The following is a 14,661-nucleotide window of genomic DNA, read 5'->3' as shown; positions in this document are numbered from 1 at the left end:
CGTCGTGTCCGACCGCTGGCTGGCCGAGCGCAGTTGGAGCCGCCCGTCGTGGACCGTCGCCGAACTCGAGGCCGCCAAGGCCGGGCGCACCGTCTCGGTGGTGTTGCCGGCCCTCAACGAGCAGGACACGGTCGGCACCGTGGTCGACAGCATCGCCCCACTGCTGGGCGGGCTGGTCGACGAGCTGATCGTGCTGGATTCGGGCTCCACCGACGAGACCGAGATCCGGGCCGTGGCCGCGGGCGCCAAGGTGGTCAGCCGCGAGGTCGCGCTGCCCGAGGTCGCCCCGCAGCCCGGTAAGGGCGAGGTCCTGTGGCGCTCGCTGGCCGCGACCAGCGGCGACATCGTGGTGTTCGTCGACTCCGACCTCGTCGACCCCGACCCGATGTTCGTGCCCAAGCTGGTCGGCCCGCTGCTGGTCGCCGAGGGCGTGCACCTGGTCAAGGGCTTCTACCGGCGCCCGCTCAACGTCAGCGGCAAGGAGGACGCCAACGGCGGTGGCCGGGTCACCGAACTGGTGGCGCGCCCGCTGCTCACGGCGCTGCGGCCGGAACTCGGTGGCGTGCTGCAGCCGCTGGGCGGCGAGTACGCGGGCACCCGCGAACTATTGACGTCGGTGCCGTTCGCCCCCGGCTACGGCGTGGAGATCGGGCTGCTCATCGACACCTACGACCGACTGGGCCTGGACGCGATCGCCCAGGTCAACCTCGGCGTGCGGGTGCATCGCAACCGGCCGCTGACCGAGCTGGCCTCGATGAGCCGCCAGGTCATCGCCACGCTGCTGTCGCGGTGCGGCGTGCCGGACTCCGGTGTCGGACTCACCCAGTTCTACGCCGACGGCGACGGGTTCTGCCCGCGCACCTCGGAGGTGTCGCTGGTGGACCGCCCGCCGATGATCACCCTGCGCGGCTGAGCGGGCGGCCCGCCTGATGTCGGTGACGTCAGGCAATATCGAAGCGTGACGCTCGTGCTGGTCTACCTCGTGGTGCTGGTCCTGGTCGCCGTCGTGCTCTTCGCGCTGGGCAGCGTCCTGTTCGGGCGGGGCGAGCCGCTGCCGCCGCTGCCCCGCGGCACCACCGCCACCGTGCTGCCCGCATCCGGGGTGACGGGCGCCGACGTCGACGCGGTGAAGTTCTCCCAGACGTTGCGCGGCTACAAGACCAGCGAGGTGGACTGGGTGCTCGACCGGCTCGGCCAGGAAATCGACCAGCTGCGAGGTCAGCTCGGGGCGGTGCGCGCCGCGCACGGTATCGACGACGACAGCCCGGACGACCTAGCCGACGACGGTCCAGACGACCTAGCCGACGGCGGGGCGCACGCCGTGCCGGCGGAGGGTGAGGCGTGAGCGCCGACGAACTGGTGCGGTGCGGCTGGATCGACGAATCGCGTTTGGCGCCAGCGGATTTCATCCTGTATAGGGACTATCACGACACCGAGTGGGGCCGGCCGCTGCGGGACTCGGCGGCGCTGTTCGAACGCATCAGCCTCGAGGCGTTTCAGAGCGGGCTGTCGTGGCTGATCATCCTGCGCAAGCGGGAGAATTTTCGTCACGCCTTCGCCGGTTTCGACATGGAGCGCGTCGCCCGCTTCACCGACGCGGACGTCGCGCGGCTGATGAACGACACCGGCATCGTGCGCAACCGGGCGAAGATCGAGGCCACCGTCGCCAACGCCCGCGCCGCCGCGGACCTCGCCGACGCCGGGGTCGACCTCGCCGAACTGCTGTGGTCGTTCGCGCCGCCGCCACGGCCCCGGCCCGCCGACCTCGCGCACGTCCCGGCGGTGACCCCGGAGTCCACGGCGATGGCCAAGGAGCTGAAAAAACGGGGGTTCCGATTCGTCGGTCCGACGACCGCATACGCTTTGATGCAGGCCACCGGGATGGTCGACGACCACACCGTCGACTGCTGGGTGCCGGCGGCCGATTCTGCCCCCGGGTGACCGGTTAGCCGGGTCTTTGCACACCTCCCCGGCGGGATAGGGAACAATAGAGGTGATCGTTTAGCAGTTCAGTGCCGGGTGCTGTCAACGGGTGGACAGTTCCGGGCACCACCGGGCCCGAGCGGGCCGGCTCATGTGGAGGGAGCACTCGATGGCGGCGATGAAGCCCCGGACCGGCGACGGTCCACTGGAAGCAACCAAGGAGGGGCGCGGCATCGTGATGCGGGTACCACTGGAAGGCGGCGGACGACTCGTCGTCGAACTGACGCCCGAGGAAGCGGCCGCGCTCGGAGACGAACTCAAGGCCGTCACCAGCTAGCGGCGTCGGCTGTCGTCGGCGGTGTTCCACCCGAGATCACCTATCCGGCGACGGCCCGATAGATCTCCACGGTCTGTTCGGCGATGTGCGTCCAGGAAAATTCCTCGATACAGCGCTGACGTCCGGCCTGACCGTACCGGCGGGCCCGTTGCGGGTCGGCCACCAGTGCGTTGACGGCCTCGGCCAGGCGTGCCTCGTAACCGGTCGGGTCGTCGGCGTCGTAGTGCACCAGTACTCCCGTGCGCCCGTCGGCCACCACCTCGGGGATGCCGCCGACGTCGGAGGCCACCACCGCGGTCGCGCACGCCATCGCCTCGAGATTGACGATGCCCAGCGGCTCGTACACCGAGGGGCATACGAAGACCGTTGCCGCGGAATGGATTTCCCGCAATTTGCTGATCGGCAGCATCTCACGCACCCAGAACACCCCGCTGCGGGCCCGGGCCAGTTGTTGCACTGCGTCGGCCACCTCAGCGGCGATCTCCGGGGTGTCGGGCGCCCCCGCGCACAACACCAGCTGGACCTCCGGCGCGAACCGGTGGGCGGCCGCCACCAGGTGCGCCACCCCCTTCTGCCGGGTGATGCGCCCGACGAAGGCGACGATCGGCCGGCTCGCGTCGACGCCAAGGTCGTCAAGCACAGACCCGTCGGACTGCGGGGCCACCGGGTGCCAGACGTCGGTGTCGATCCCGTTGCGCACGACATGCACCCGGGTGGGATCCAATGACGGATACGTGGCCAACACGTCCGCGCGCATGCCCGAGCTGACCGCGATGACCGCGTCGGCGGCCTCCATCGCGGTCTTCTCCACCCAGCACGACACCCGGTAGCCGCCGCCGAGCTGTTCGGCCTTCCACGGCCGCATCGGCTCGAGGGAATGCGCGGTCAGCACGTGCGGGACGCCGTACAGCAGCCCGGCCAGGTGACCGGCCATCCCCGCATACCAGGTGTGCGAATGCACGACGGTGGCCTCACCGGCGGCCTTGACCATGTTCAGGTCGGCCGACAGCGTCGACAGCGTCGGGTTCGCACCGGCCAGCGCCGGGTCCGGTTGGGCGGCGAACGCGTCGGCCCGCGGGGCCCCCATGCAGTGCACGTCGACCTCGCACAGCCGGCGCAGCTGGGCGACCAGTTCGGTGACGTGCACCCCCGCGCCGCCGTAAACCTCGGGTGGATACTCCCGCGTCATCATCGCCACCCGCATGGTGACGACGGTAGTGGCCGTGCGTGGCGGCGGCCAGCGCGAACGGTTCAATGCCTGGCAGCCGCGCGAGCCTACGGATAGGTTTGACAGATGCGGGAACTGCCACACGTGCTGGGCATTGTGCTCGCCGGGGGTGAAGGCAAACGGCTCTATCCGTTGACCGCGGACCGAGCCAAACCCGCGGTGCCTTTCGGCGGCGCGTACCGGCTCATCGACTTCGTGCTGTCGAACCTCGTCAACGCCCGTTTTCTCCGGATATGCGTGCTCACCCAGTACAAATCGCACTCACTGGACCGTCACATCTCGCAGAACTGGCGACTGTCGGGGCTGGCGGGCGAGTACATCACCCCGGTACCCGCCCAGCAGCGGTTGGGCCCGCGTTGGTACACCGGATCGGCCGACGCGATCTACCAGTCGATGAATCTGATCTACGACGAGGACCCCGACTACATCGCCGTGTTCGGCGCCGACCACGTGTACCGGATGGACCCCGAGCAGATGGTCCAGTTTCACATCGAGAGCGGGGCGGGGGCGACGGTGGCGGGCATCCGGGTGCCGCGGGCGGAGGCCACCGCGTTCGGCTGCATCGACTCCGATGAGTCCGGCCGCATCCGCGGGTTCATCGAGAAGCCCGCCGAACCGCCGGGCACCCCGGACGATCCCGAGCAGACGTTCGCCTCGATGGGCAACTACATCTTCACCACCAAGGTGCTCATCGACGCCATCCGCGCCGACGCCGAGGACGATCACTCCGATCACGACATGGGCGGCGACATCATCCCGCGCCTCGTCGACGACGGTATGGCCGCGGTCTATGACTTCAGCGACAACGAGGTGCCGGGCGCCACCGAACGTGACCATGGCTACTGGCGCGACGTCGGAACCCTCGACGCGTTCTACGACGCGCACATGGATCTGGTGTCGGTGCATCCGGTGTTCAACCTGTACAACAAGCGCTGGCCGATCCGCGGCGCCACCGAGAACCTGGCGCCGGCCAAGTTCGTCAACGGCGGTTCTGCCCAGGAGTCGGTGGTGGGCGCGGGCAGCATCATTTCGGCTGCCTCGGTACGCAATTCGGTGCTGTCGTCGAATGTGGTGATCGACGACGGCGCGATCGTGGAGGGCAGCGTCATCATGCCCGGCACCCGGGTGGGCCGCGGCGCGGTGGTGCGCCACGCGATCCTGGACAAGAACGTGGTGGTGGGTCCCGGCGAGATGGTCGGGGTGGATCTGGACAAGGACCGCGAACGGTTCTCGATCAGCGCCGGGGGAGTGGTCGCGGTCGGCAAGGGCGTCTGGATCTAGCTTCCGCTGGTCGCCGGCGGCGGCCCGGCGGAGTCGCGGGTGCGGTGACGTCGTCGGCGCACGAGCCGCACGGCCGTCCACGCCAGCACCACCACGACCACCAGCACCAGCACCGGGATCAGCACCGCCACGAAGACCAGGCCGACGCTGGCGGCGTCCTCCACGGTGCTCAGCACGGGTGCGGCCACGCCCGCGGTGGCGACATTGGCGGCCGGGCGCACCGTCGACTTCGCCAGGGACACCACCAGCGCGACGACGACGCCGACGACGACGGGAATCCACTGACCCGACTGCGTGAAGGCACCCGGGTCGGCGACCGCGGGGGTCTGCGCCGCGGTGCCCGACCCGAACACGATCCCGCCCGCGGTCGGGCGGACGAAAGTCTGCACCGCGTCGTTGACGGTGTCGAGCGCGGGCACCTTGTCGGCGACGATCTCGACGACCAGCAGCGCCGCGACGATCGTCATCACCCAGCCGTTCTCCAGCCAGGCCCAACCGTGCGGCAGCGTGACGAGGTCGGTGAACCGCGACAGCAGCCCGAGAAACAGCAGCGGAATGTAGGCGTTGAGTCCCGCTGCGGTGGCCAGCCCGAACCCGGTCAGCAGTTCCACCCCGGCATTATCCGCCCAGGCGCACCCGCCAGCGGGGGTTTACCACAGGTAGGGCACCAACCGGTGACGCACCTTCTGGGTGTACTCGGGATAGCCGGCGAGGTCCTGGTGCAACAACGTCTCCTCGTCGAGGATGCGCACGGCGAACACCGCCAGTCCCGGCGCCAGCAGCACCAGGCCCCACCAGGAGTCGAGCGCGGGCGGTGCGCCGATCATCATGATCAGAATTCCGAAGTACATCGGATGCCGGACAACCGCGTACAGCCCGGTGGACACCACCGTCTGGCCGGCCTCCACCGTGACGTTGGCTCCGGCGAAGCTGTTCTGCAGCACGGTCAGCGTCGCCACCGCGAGGCCCACCGCGACCAGCACCTGACCGATCACCACCGCCGCCGTCGGCACGCTGGACCAGCCGAACCGGTGGTCGAGCGCGCTGACGACCGCCACCGCCGCGAAGATCAGGAAGTAGCCGACGCTGGCGAATTTCTGTGCGGGTCTGGTCTCGGCGGTGGGACCCGACCGCATGCGGCGTCGCAACACCTCCGGCCGGCGCACCGCCAGGTAGACGTTCGGGGCGGTCGTGACGACCACGAAGATCGCGATGAAAACCCATGCCTGCCAATAGTTGACCGTGCCGGCCGGAACGAACAGCAACAAGCCGATGACGACGATTCCGACGAGGGCGGACAACAGCGCCGCCAGTACACCGATCTTCATGGAATCCTTCGCTTTCTACACCGCGTCGCGACGACGATAGAGCAATCCGGCCGCGAGCGTCAGCACCACAGCGATACCGACCATCGCCGCCATCGTCAGGATCGGATAGTCCAACGGGGCGGTCGTGCGGCCGACCGGTGAGAGGTCGATCAGCCATCGGGGGAGCCGCAGCAGCGCGCCCAGATACAGCGATGTGACCACGAACGTCACTGCGAGCCAACCGATCCAGGGTCTGCGCGCCGCGACGGCGATCGCGGCGACCCCGGCCAGCACCGCCATGGCGGGCAGGTGCGCCAGCGCGGCGAGGATCAGGCTGACCACCGTGCGCGGTTCGTTGACGGTGAGGCCCGCGCCCAGGCCGTTGCCCAGGCCGGCGAAGAACAACAGCACCGCTGACCCGGCCAGCGCAGAGGCCACCGCGGTGGTCAGCCACCGCCACCGCGACACCGCGCCGGCCAGAACCACCTCGCCGAGGCCCTTTTCCTCGTCGCTGAGTACGCGTAGCACCGCACCGACGACGTATGCGGTGGCCGCGGCCGCGAGAAACTGGGTCATCGCCATGTACACGCCCTCGCGCCCCTGCTGTGCGAGCATGCGTTCGATCAGTTCGTTGTCGCGGGCCATGTCCAGAAGCGAATTCGTCATCGACCCGAAGGCCAAGCCGCCGAGGAACAGTCCGACCGTCCAGCCGATCGTCTGGCCCCGCTGCAGCGTCATATGCAACCCGAATACGCCCCTGATCGGGCGGGCATTCGGACGCTCGCCGCTGGCGGCGAAGTTGCCCTCGTCGTACTGGCGCCTGCTCTCCAGCACCGCCGCCGACGTGACGAGTGCGACCGTCAGCGCCACCAGAGCGGCGAACGGCCACCACCGCACGTCGACGAACGCGCGCATCTGCTGTGCCCACGCAATGGGGGATAACCAACTCAGCGCACTGCCCGAGTTGTCGATGACGTCTCCGACGCCGCGCACGAGGGCGGCCGTCGCCAGCACGGCCATCGCCGCACCGGTCGCGGTGCGGGACTGCCGCCACAGTTGGGCGGTCACGGCGGCGACCGCGCCGAACACCGTAGCCACCCCGGTCACGCCGAGACACATCGCCGCGGAGTCGACGACACCGAAGCCGGACACCACCAGCACCAGCGTCATCGCGACGGCCAGCACCGCGTTGACGCCGGCGGCCAGCAGCAACGCGGCCGACGTTCGCGCGTACCGGCCGACCACCGATGACAGAACCAGCTCTGCTGCGCCGCTTTCCTCTTCGGCGCGGGTATGCCGGATGACGGTGAGTATTGCCAGGATCGAGGCGGCGACGATCAGGGTCAGCATCATCTCGTTGGCGATCATCGTGCCGAGGTGTGTCTCGTTGACGCCGAACATCGGCCCGCCCATGATCATCGCCGCGGGAGTTCTCATCAGCTCCACCCGGGCCTGACGTTGGGCCTCGTCGGGATAGGCCAGTTTCAACGCGCCGGGGGCGTAGGCCACCAGCGCGGTCAAGGCGGCGGTCCACACCGCGAGCCGAACGCGATCCCTGCGCAGCGCCAACCGCAACAGGCTGGCTGTCCCGGTCCACAGCGAGCCGGCGGGGGCCGCGGCGTGCCTGCCCGTGCTGGGTGCCAGCGTGCCGGTGCTCATCGGGGTTCGCCCTGGTATTCGCGCAGGAACAGGTCCTCCAGCGACGCGGGCGTCACGGTCAACTCCTGGATGCCCAGTCGGGTCAGCTGTTCCATGGTGGAGTCCAGATCGGCGCGGTCGACCGTGAACCGGATCTCACCGTCGTGGGTGATCTCGAAGTCGTGCACCGAGGGCAGCCGGGCCAGGGATCGGCCGTCGCCGCGGGTGCGGGCGATCACGGTGGTCCGCATCAGATGTCGCAGCTCGGCGAGCGGGCCGGACCGCACGGTGCGTCCGCCGCGGATGATGGTGACGTTGTCGCAGAGCTTCTCGACCTCGGCGAGGATGTGGCTGGACAGCAGCACGGCCGCGCCGCGCGCGGAGACCTCCTGGACACACTGCTGAAAGGCTTTCTCCATCAACGGGTCCAACCCCGAAGTCGGCTCGTCGAGGACGTAGAGCTCGGCGTCGGTGGAGAATGCGGCGACGATCGCCACCTTCTGCCGGTTGCCCTTGGAGTAGGTGCGTGCCTTCTTGTGGGGGTCGAGTTCGAAGCGCTCGATCAACTCGTCGCGACGGGCGGTGTCGACGCCGTTACCCCGCAGGCGCGCCAGAAAGTCGATGGCCTGTTGGCCGGTCAGATTCGGCCACAACGTCACATCGCCTGGCACATAGGCGATCCGGCTGTGCAGTGCCACCGCGTCGCGCCACGGGTCACCGCCGAGCAGTCGCGTGGTGCCGCCGTCCGGGCGCAACAGCCCGAGCAGCACCCGGATGGTGGTCGACTTGCCAGCGCCGTTGGGCCCCAGGAAGCCGGTGATGTCACCGGGTGCGACGGTCAGGTCCAAGCCGTCGAGCGCCCTGGTGCGGCCGAAAGTCTTGATCAGGCCGCGGATCTCGACGGCGGGTTGGGAGCGGTCGGCGGCGTCAGCCTGCATCGGCCTGGTCGTCTGAGCCCTCATCAGGTTGACCTCCTCGGGTGGTGAGCGGAATACCCTTTTCGCGCTGAGCCAGAAACGCGTCATACATCGTCGAATCGGCCATCAGGCCCTTGGTGTACAACTCGAGTGCGGGCAGCGTCATCTCTTCGCCGTAGTCACGCAGCACGGTTCGCAGATCGGACGGGTTCTCGTGCAGTTGCAGATACATCAAGAAGCTGCCCCCGCCGGCCATCGTCAGAAACCGGGCCCTGGCCGCCGGATCCCGGCTCGGGAGGAGGACGCCGTTGCGCACGGCCTCTTCGGTGTACTGCTCGGTGTTCTCGATCATCGTGCGCCACAACATTTTCGCCAGGTTGCTTCCGGACTGCATGCTGCGCACCAGGTAGGCCATCAGCGGTGCGTAGGACTCGATCTCGGCCATCTGGGCGAACCACGTGGCGGGGTCGTTGGCCTGCAGCGAGGCCGACTTGCCTGAGCGCACTTCCTCGGCGATGTAGTCGTCGCAGGCCTTTCGCAGGCCGTCTTTGGAGCCGAAGTGATGGATGACCAGCGCCGCGGAGACACCTGCCGCCTCGGCGATCGCGCGCAGGCCGATGTGGAAGCCATGCGCGCCCCACTGTTCGATCGCGGCGTCGCGGATTCGTGCGACCGCGGTCCGATCGTCGGCGGCTGAACGCATGTTCAACAGCCTAAACGTGCGTTCAGCCGACGTCAACCGTGCGGCCTCCCGTGAGACGGGCCTCGGGGTTACGTGACGTGGCGGCGTCAGTCGCGGGCGGCGGCGAGCAGGCCGTCACCGAGCGGTATCAGCACCGGGGTGAGCCGCTCGTCCTCGGCGATCAACCGGGCTGCCTCGCGGACCGCGGCGACCTCGGCGTCGTTGGCGGTGGCGTCACCGGCACGCCCGCCCAGGGCCGCGCGGTGCACGACGATCGCGCCGCCCGGCCGCAGCAACCGCACACCCTCCACCACGAACTGCGGCTGATCGAGGGGGTCGGCGTCGATGAAGACGAGGTCGTAGGACTCGTCGGCCAACCGGGTCAGCACCTCCTGGGCCCGGCCGCTGATCAGCCGGGTCCGGCCCGGCCCGATACCGGCCTCGACGAACGCCTGCTTGGCGATGCGCTGGTGCTCCGGTTCGACGTCGATCGTGGTGAGCACACCGTCTTCGCGCATGCCCGACAGCAGCCAGAGCCCGCTGACCCCCGCGCCCGTGCCGACCTCGACGACGGCCTTGGCGCCGGTCACTTTGGCCAGCACGCACATCAGCGCGCCGACCGCCGGCGTCACCGCGCCCGCCCCGATGTCGATGGCGCGTTCGCGCGCGGCCGCGACGATGGCGTCTTCGGAGATCGACTGCTCAGCGTGGGCGACGATCGATTCGGCCCGACTCGGGACACCCGTGTCGTCGCTGCTGACCATGCCCGCAGCGTAGTCAACCCGCGTCAGCCGGGGTCGCGACACGCCCGACCCCGGACCGCATCCGTACTCACGATGACGGCGGTTTTCGCAGGTCGTAAATGGGTAGACAGCATTCTCAGGAAACGTTCAGTGTGCTCATATGCCAAACACACCAGGGTTGGAGACCGTACTCGCATGACCGACGGCGAGCGCTGCCCCTCAGGGAATAACCGCATCGACCTCCGTGTTGCCGGACATATCGAGCCTTCAGATCGCCATGAAGACTGTGACCAGGAGGGGGATCCGACAATCGCCACGAAGATGGCCCCGACGTCGATGACGCATTTCCAGCCCAATGACGCGGAATGGGTCGAACCCGCGGAGGAGTTGAGCGGCACCGCGGTGTTCGACGCCACCGGCGACAAGGCCGCGATGCCGTCGTGGGACGAACTGGTGCGCGAGCACGCCGATCGCGTTTACCGGCTGGCCTACCGGCTGTCCGGAAACCCGCACGACGCCGAGGATTTGACGCAGGAGACCTTCATCCGCGTGTTCCGCTCGGTGCAGAACTACCAGCCGGGCACCTTCGAGGGCTGGTTGCACCGCATCACCACGAACCTGTTCCTCGACATGGTCCGCAGGCGCGCGCGCATTCGGATGGAGGCGCTGCCCGAGGATTACGACCGGGTGCCCGCCGACGACCCCAATCCCGAGCAGATCTACCACGACTCACGGCTGGGGCCCGACCTGCAGGCCGCGCTGGACTCGCTGCCGCCGGAGTTCCGCGCCGCGGTGGTGTTGTGCGACATCGAGGGTTTGTCCTACGAGGAGATCGGCGCGACGCTCGACGTCAAGCTCGGCACGGTGCGCAGCCGGATCCACCGGGGCAGGCAGGCCCTGCGCGACTACCTGGCCAGCCACCCGGAGACCACGGCGTCGGTCGCCTGAGTACCTGAGTAGAGGGTTCGGCGCGGCGCGCCGCGCTACATTCGGAGTCAGTATTGTTTTCACAACCGGTGTCGGCGAGAGGAGCTGGGGTGATGTTCGACCGCGGGCACTTGTTCCGCCGGGCGTTCTCCTGGCTGCCGGCCCAACTGGCCTCCCAAAGCGATGCGCCGGTCGGCCCGCGGGAGTTCAGTTCCACCGAACATCTGAGCATCGAGGCCATCGCGGCGTTCGTGGATGGTGAGCTTCGCATGAAAGCGCACCTGCGCGCGGCGCATCACCTGTCGTTGTGTCCGCAGTGCGCCGGCGAGGTCGACCTCCAGCGTCGGGCCCGAAGTGCGTTGCGGGATTCCAATCCGATTGCCATACCGAGCTCACTACTGGGGCAGTTGTCGCAGATTCCACACCATATGCCCACCGAGCCGGTCGCCCCGGTGTCGGAGCAAGAGTTAGCTGACGGGACCGACCGCACCCGCCGCAAGCGCCGGTAGGGTGGATGGGCGAAGTCGAGTGACGGCGTGCGTCGGCCCCTGCTGGCGCCCGGACAAAGGGTGATGAACGGGTGACCAAAACGGACCAAGGCGGTCGCGAGCGTCTCGAACCGCGGCCTGTTTCGCGGCCACCGGTCGATCCCGTGGCGCGACGGACGTTCGGCCGCCCCGAGGGCGTGCGCGGTTCGTTCGTCGGCGTCGAGAAGTATCGCGAGCAGGAGTACACCCCGAAGGACCGGCCGTCGGACCCGGTGCTGGCCGAGGCGTTCGGCCGCCCGCCGGGGGCGGGCGACTCGTTGCAGCGCCACCCCGCTGACGTGGGCGCCCTGGCGGCCGAGCGCGACGGGCAGCGCCCCGATACGCCGCCGGATCCGTGGCGCGATCCCGGCGCCCCGGTGTCGTTGGGCACCCCGGCGATGCCGCAACCCGCCCACCAGCCCAGCGGCGTCAGCACGGGCCGGCTGGGGGTGCGCGACGTGCTGTTCGGCGGCCGGGTGTCCTATGTCGCGCTGGCGGTGCTGGGCATCGTCGCGGTGGTCATCGGTATCGCCGGGGGCTGGGTGGGCCGCAAGACCGCCGAGGTGGTCGAGGCGTTCACCACCTCGAACGTGACGCTGCAAACCGGCGACACCGCCCCGCCCCCCGAGGGACAATTTGCCAAAGTCGCTGCGGCAGTGGCTGATTCGGTGGTCACCATCGAAGCCACCAGTGACCAGGAGGGCTCGCAGGGCTCCGGCGTCGTCATCGATCCGCGCGGCTACATCGTCACCAACAACCACGTCATCTCCGAGGCCGCGACAAAGCCGAGCGAATACAAGATGCATGTGGTGTTCAACGACGGCAAGGAGGTGCCTGCCGCCCTCGTCGGCCGCGACCCCAAGACCGACCTCGCGGTGCTCAAGGTCGACAACGTCGAGAACCTGAGCGTGGCCACGCTGGGTGACTCCGACAAGCTCCGCGTCGGCGAAGAGGTGATCGCCGCGGGCGCGCCGCTGGGCCTGCGCAGCACGGTGACCCAGGGCATCATCAGCGCGTTGCACCGGCCGGTGCCGTTGTCGGGCGACGGTACCGACACCGACACCGTCATCGACGGTGTGCAGACCGACGCGTCGATCAACCACGGCAACTCCGGCGGGCCGCTCATCGACATGAACGGCCACGTCATCGGCATCAACACGGCAGGCAAGTCGCTCTCGGACAGTGCCAGCGGGCTGGGCTTCGCGATCCCGGTCAACGAGGTCAAGACCGTGGTCGAGGCGCTGATCCGCGACGGCAGGATCGCCCACCCGACGCTGGGTCTGACCGCGCGCTCGGTCAGCAACGACATCGCGTCGGGCGCTCAGGTGGCCAATGTGAAGGTCGGTAGCCCCGCCGAACGGGCAGGCATTCTCGAGAACGACGTCGTCGTCAAGGTCGGCGACCGGACCGTCGCCGACGCCGACGAGTTCGTCGTCGCCGTGCGCCAACTCAAGATCGGCGAGGACGCGCCGATCGAGGTGGTGCGCGACGGCCGTCGAGTGGTCCTCACCGTCAATCCTGGCCCTGACGCCAGCGTGTAGCCATGTTTTCGAACGTCGGCTGGGGCGAGATGCTGATCTTGGTGATCGCCGGACTGGTGATCCTGGGACCAGAACGCCTGCCCGGCGCGATCCGCTGGACGTCCAACGCGCTGCGGCAGGCCCGCGACTACCTCAGCGGCGCCACCAGCCAACTGCGTGACGATCTCGGCCCGGAGTTCGACGACCTGCGCCAGCCGCTCAGCGAGTTGAACAAATTACGGGGCATGACACCGCGGGCCGCGATCACCAAACACCTGCTCGACGGCGACGACTCCATCTTCACCGGCAGCTTCGACAAACCGAACGACAAGCCCGTCAGTCAGTTGGGGCCGGCGCCTGCCGCCGCACCCGAACCGCCGGCGACGACGCCGTTCGACAGCGACGCCACCTGACGCTGCGCGAGACTGCAATCCGCGTTTCGCGGCAGCCCGAATGTCAGCGGCCCTTCGGGTCCAGCCCCAACGACATGCCCGCCAACCCGCGTTTACGGCTCGACAATGCATCAGCGATGCTGAGCAATTCCTTGCCGGCGGCCGAGTCCGGCGCTGAGAGCACCAACGGAACACCGGAATCACCGGCGGTGACGATGGCGGGGTCCAGCGGCACCTGGCCCAACAGCGGCACATCGGCGCCGACGGCACGCGACAGTGATTCGGCGACCTGCTTGCCGCCGCCCTCGCCGAAGATCTGCATCGTGGTGCCGTCGGGCAGCACCAGCCCCGACATGTTCTCCACCACGCCGACGATGCGCTGACGCGTCTGCAATGCGATCGCACCCGCGCGCTCGGCCACCTCCGCCGCGGCCAGCTGGGGCGTCGTCACCACCAGGATCTCCGCGCCGGGGATCAGCTGGGCCACCGAGATGGCCACGTCGCCGGTGCCGGGCGGCAAATCGAGCAGCAAGACGTCCAGGTCGCCCCAGTAGACGTCGGCGAGGAATTGCTGTAACGCCCGGTGCAGCATCGGGCCCCGCCACACCACCGGCGTGTTGCCCTGGGTGAACATCGCGATCGAGATGACCCGCACGTCGTGGGCCACCGGCGGCAAAATCATCGACTCGACCTGGGTGGGCCGGTCGGTGGTGCCCATCATGCGCGGCACCGAATGGCCGTAGATGTCGGCGTCGAGCACCCCCACCGAGAGCCCACGCGCGGCCATCGCGGCGGCCAGGTTGACGGTGACGCTGGACTTGCCGACCCCGCCCTTGCCGGACGCGACGGCGTAGACCCGGGTCAGCGAATCGGGCTGAGCGAACGGGATGACCGGCTCGCGGGCGTCACCGCGCAACTGCTTGCGAAGCTCGGTGCGCTGTTCGTCGCTCATCACATCGAGGGTGACGTCGACTCTGCCGGTGCCGGGGACGTCGGCGACGGCCTTGCGGACGCTCTCGGAGATCTCGGTCTTCTTCGGACAGGCCGAGGTGGTCAGGTACACCTCGACGTGCACACGGCCGTCGGCGTCGACGGTGACGTCCTTGACCATGCCGAGTTCGGTGATCGGCCGCCGCAACTCGGGATCGATCACCTTGGCCAGCGCGGCCCGGACCGCGGATTCCAACTCCGGGGCAGATTCAGACATCACCGTCGAGTCTAGGCCGACTCGACGTGCGT

At 68.7% G+C, this 14,661-nt stretch carries 17 protein-coding genes; 9 read left to right on the top strand and 8 right to left on the bottom strand.

The window, feature by feature from the left end:
• Positions 1 to 4: 4 nt before the first annotated feature.
• From ABQE89_RS16550 to ABQE89_RS16535, 4 genes are all read left to right on the top strand, one after another.
• Positions 5 to 913 (top strand): glucosyl-3-phosphoglycerate synthase, encoded by a 909-nt coding sequence (locus ABQE89_RS16550; RefSeq protein WP_448418764.1) that lies wholly within the window; start codon positions 5 to 7, stop codon positions 911 to 913.
• A 45-nt stretch (positions 914 to 958) separates the two neighbouring features.
• Positions 959 to 1,345 carry a DivIVA domain-containing protein gene (locus ABQE89_RS16545; RefSeq protein ID WP_448418463.1) on the top strand — a complete coding sequence of 129 codons (387 nt, stop codon included), beginning with the start codon at positions 959 to 961 and terminating at the stop codon, positions 1,343 to 1,345.
• Positions 1,342 to 1,941, top strand: coding sequence for a DNA-3-methyladenine glycosylase I (locus ABQE89_RS16540; RefSeq protein ID WP_448418461.1), 600 nt, complete (start codon positions 1,342 to 1,344; stop codon positions 1,939 to 1,941). The genes ABQE89_RS16545 and ABQE89_RS16540 overlap by 4 nt, the downstream gene beginning before the upstream one ends.
• A gap of 151 nt (positions 1,942 to 2,092) precedes the next feature.
• Positions 2,093 to 2,260, top strand: a complete 168-nt coding sequence (locus ABQE89_RS16535) for a DUF3117 domain-containing protein (protein ID WP_448418459.1) — start codon at positions 2,093 to 2,095, stop codon at positions 2,258 to 2,260.
• A 40-nt stretch (positions 2,261 to 2,300) separates the two neighbouring features.
• Here ABQE89_RS16535 and glgA read toward each other — a convergent pair whose 3' ends face one another.
• Complete coding sequence (glgA, locus tag ABQE89_RS16530) at positions 2,301 to 3,464, bottom strand: glycogen synthase (protein ID WP_448418457.1); 1,164 nt, start codon at positions 3,462 to 3,464, stop codon at positions 2,301 to 2,303.
• Positions 3,465 to 3,554: 90 nt separating this feature from the next.
• Here glgA and glgC point away from each other — a divergent pair, with 90 nt between their 5' ends.
• A complete protein-coding gene (glgC, locus tag ABQE89_RS16525; RefSeq protein ID WP_448418455.1) occupies positions 3,555 to 4,769 on the top strand; it encodes a glucose-1-phosphate adenylyltransferase in 1,215 nt (404 codons plus the stop codon).
• Here glgC and ABQE89_RS16520 read toward each other — a convergent pair.
• From ABQE89_RS16520 to ABQE89_RS16495, 6 genes are all read right to left on the bottom strand, one after another.
• Complete coding sequence (locus tag ABQE89_RS16520; protein WP_448418453.1) at positions 4,766 to 5,380, bottom strand: DUF4126 domain-containing protein; 615 nt, start codon at positions 5,378 to 5,380, stop codon at positions 4,766 to 4,768. The two genes, glgC and ABQE89_RS16520, sit on opposite strands and share 4 nt — an antisense overlap.
• A gap of 39 nt (positions 5,381 to 5,419) precedes the next feature.
• Positions 5,420 to 6,097: a methyltransferase family protein gene (locus tag ABQE89_RS16515; RefSeq protein ID WP_448418451.1), complete on the bottom strand. Its 678-nt coding sequence runs from the start codon at positions 6,095 to 6,097 to the stop codon at positions 5,420 to 5,422.
• Between the two features lie 15 nt (positions 6,098 to 6,112).
• Positions 6,113 to 7,735 (bottom strand): ABC transporter permease, encoded by a 1,623-nt coding sequence (locus ABQE89_RS16510; protein ID WP_448418449.1) that lies wholly within the window; start codon positions 7,733 to 7,735, stop codon positions 6,113 to 6,115.
• The gene (locus tag ABQE89_RS16505) at positions 7,732 to 8,676 is read right to left on the bottom strand and encodes an ABC transporter ATP-binding protein (RefSeq protein ID WP_448418447.1); all 945 of its coding nucleotides are present in this window, start codon (positions 8,674 to 8,676) and stop codon (positions 7,732 to 7,734) included. Before ABQE89_RS16505 ends, ABQE89_RS16510 begins: the two co-directional genes overlap by 4 nt.
• The gene (locus tag ABQE89_RS16500) at positions 8,642 to 9,334 is read right to left on the bottom strand and encodes a TetR/AcrR family transcriptional regulator (protein WP_448418445.1); all 693 of its coding nucleotides are present in this window, start codon (positions 9,332 to 9,334) and stop codon (positions 8,642 to 8,644) included. Before ABQE89_RS16500 ends, ABQE89_RS16505 begins: the two co-directional genes overlap by 35 nt.
• Positions 9,335 to 9,420: 86 nt before the next feature.
• Positions 9,421 to 10,077: an O-methyltransferase gene (locus ABQE89_RS16495; protein WP_448418443.1), complete on the bottom strand. Its 657-nt coding sequence runs from the start codon at positions 10,075 to 10,077 to the stop codon at positions 9,421 to 9,423.
• Between the two features lie 174 nt (positions 10,078 to 10,251).
• Between ABQE89_RS16495 and sigE the strand changes: the two genes are divergently transcribed.
• From sigE to tatB, 4 genes are all read left to right on the top strand, one after another.
• On the top strand, positions 10,252 to 11,004 hold the full coding sequence (sigE, locus tag ABQE89_RS16490; protein ID WP_448418441.1) for an RNA polymerase sigma factor SigE: 753 nt from the start codon (positions 10,252 to 10,254) through the stop codon (positions 11,002 to 11,004).
• Between the two features lie 92 nt (positions 11,005 to 11,096).
• Entirely contained in the window at positions 11,097 to 11,492 is a 396-nt protein-coding gene (rseA, locus tag ABQE89_RS16485; RefSeq protein WP_448418762.1) for an anti-sigma E factor RseA, read from the top strand.
• A gap of 71 nt (positions 11,493 to 11,563) precedes the next feature.
• Entirely contained in the window at positions 11,564 to 13,051 is a 1,488-nt protein-coding gene (gene htrA, locus ABQE89_RS16480; protein WP_448418439.1) for a serine protease HtrA, read from the top strand.
• Positions 13,052 to 13,053: 2 nt separating this feature from the next.
• The gene (gene tatB, locus ABQE89_RS16475; RefSeq protein WP_448418437.1) at positions 13,054 to 13,443 is read left to right on the top strand and encodes a Sec-independent protein translocase protein TatB; all 390 of its coding nucleotides are present in this window, start codon (positions 13,054 to 13,056) and stop codon (positions 13,441 to 13,443) included.
• A gap of 43 nt (positions 13,444 to 13,486) precedes the next feature.
• Here the strand turns inward: tatB and ABQE89_RS16470 are convergent, their stop codons facing one another.
• Positions 13,487 to 14,629 (bottom strand): Mrp/NBP35 family ATP-binding protein, encoded by a 1,143-nt coding sequence (locus ABQE89_RS16470; RefSeq protein WP_448418435.1) that lies wholly within the window; start codon positions 14,627 to 14,629, stop codon positions 13,487 to 13,489.
• Positions 14,630 to 14,661 lie beyond the last annotated feature (32 nt).

The organism is Mycolicibacterium sp. XJ1819 (assembly GCF_053483675.1).
The sequence above is the reverse complement of the archived record's forward strand: the minus strand, read 5'-3'. Positions and strand labels throughout refer to the sequence as shown.

Bases quoted from the DNA above. Each gene is read 5' to 3' on its own strand.
- ABQE89_RS16495 (WP_448418443.1), bottom strand. From the start codon at position 10,077: ATGGTCAGCAGCGACGACACGGGTGTCCCGAGTCGGGCCGAATCGATC.
- ABQE89_RS16505 (WP_448418447.1), bottom strand. From the start codon at position 8,676: ATGAGGGCTCAGACGACCAGGCCGATGCAGGCTGACGCCGCCGACCGC.
- ABQE89_RS16510 (WP_448418449.1), bottom strand. From the start codon at position 7,735: ATGAGCACCGGCACGCTGGCACCCAGCACGGGCAGGCACGCCGCGGCC.
- glgC (WP_448418455.1), top strand. From the start codon at position 3,555: ATGCGGGAACTGCCACACGTGCTGGGCATTGTGCTCGCCGGGGGTGAA.
- rseA (WP_448418762.1), top strand. From the start codon at position 11,097: ATGTTCGACCGCGGGCACTTGTTCCGCCGGGCGTTCTCCTGGCTGCCG.
- ABQE89_RS16515 (WP_448418451.1), bottom strand. From the start codon at position 6,097: ATGAAGATCGGTGTACTGGCGGCGCTGTTGTCCGCCCTCGTCGGAATC.
- ABQE89_RS16470 (WP_448418435.1), bottom strand. From the start codon at position 14,629: ATGTCTGAATCTGCCCCGGAGTTGGAATCCGCGGTCCGGGCCGCGCTG.
- ABQE89_RS16535 (WP_448418459.1), top strand. From the start codon at position 2,093: ATGGCGGCGATGAAGCCCCGGACCGGCGACGGTCCACTGGAAGCAACC.
- sigE (WP_448418441.1), top strand. From the start codon at position 10,252: ATGACCGACGGCGAGCGCTGCCCCTCAGGGAATAACCGCATCGACCTC.
- ABQE89_RS16500 (WP_448418445.1), bottom strand. From the start codon at position 9,334: ATGCGTTCAGCCGCCGACGATCGGACCGCGGTCGCACGAATCCGCGAC.
- glgA (WP_448418457.1), bottom strand. From the start codon at position 3,464: ATGCGGGTGGCGATGATGACGCGGGAGTATCCACCCGAGGTTTACGGC.
- tatB (WP_448418437.1), top strand. From the start codon at position 13,054: ATGTTTTCGAACGTCGGCTGGGGCGAGATGCTGATCTTGGTGATCGCC.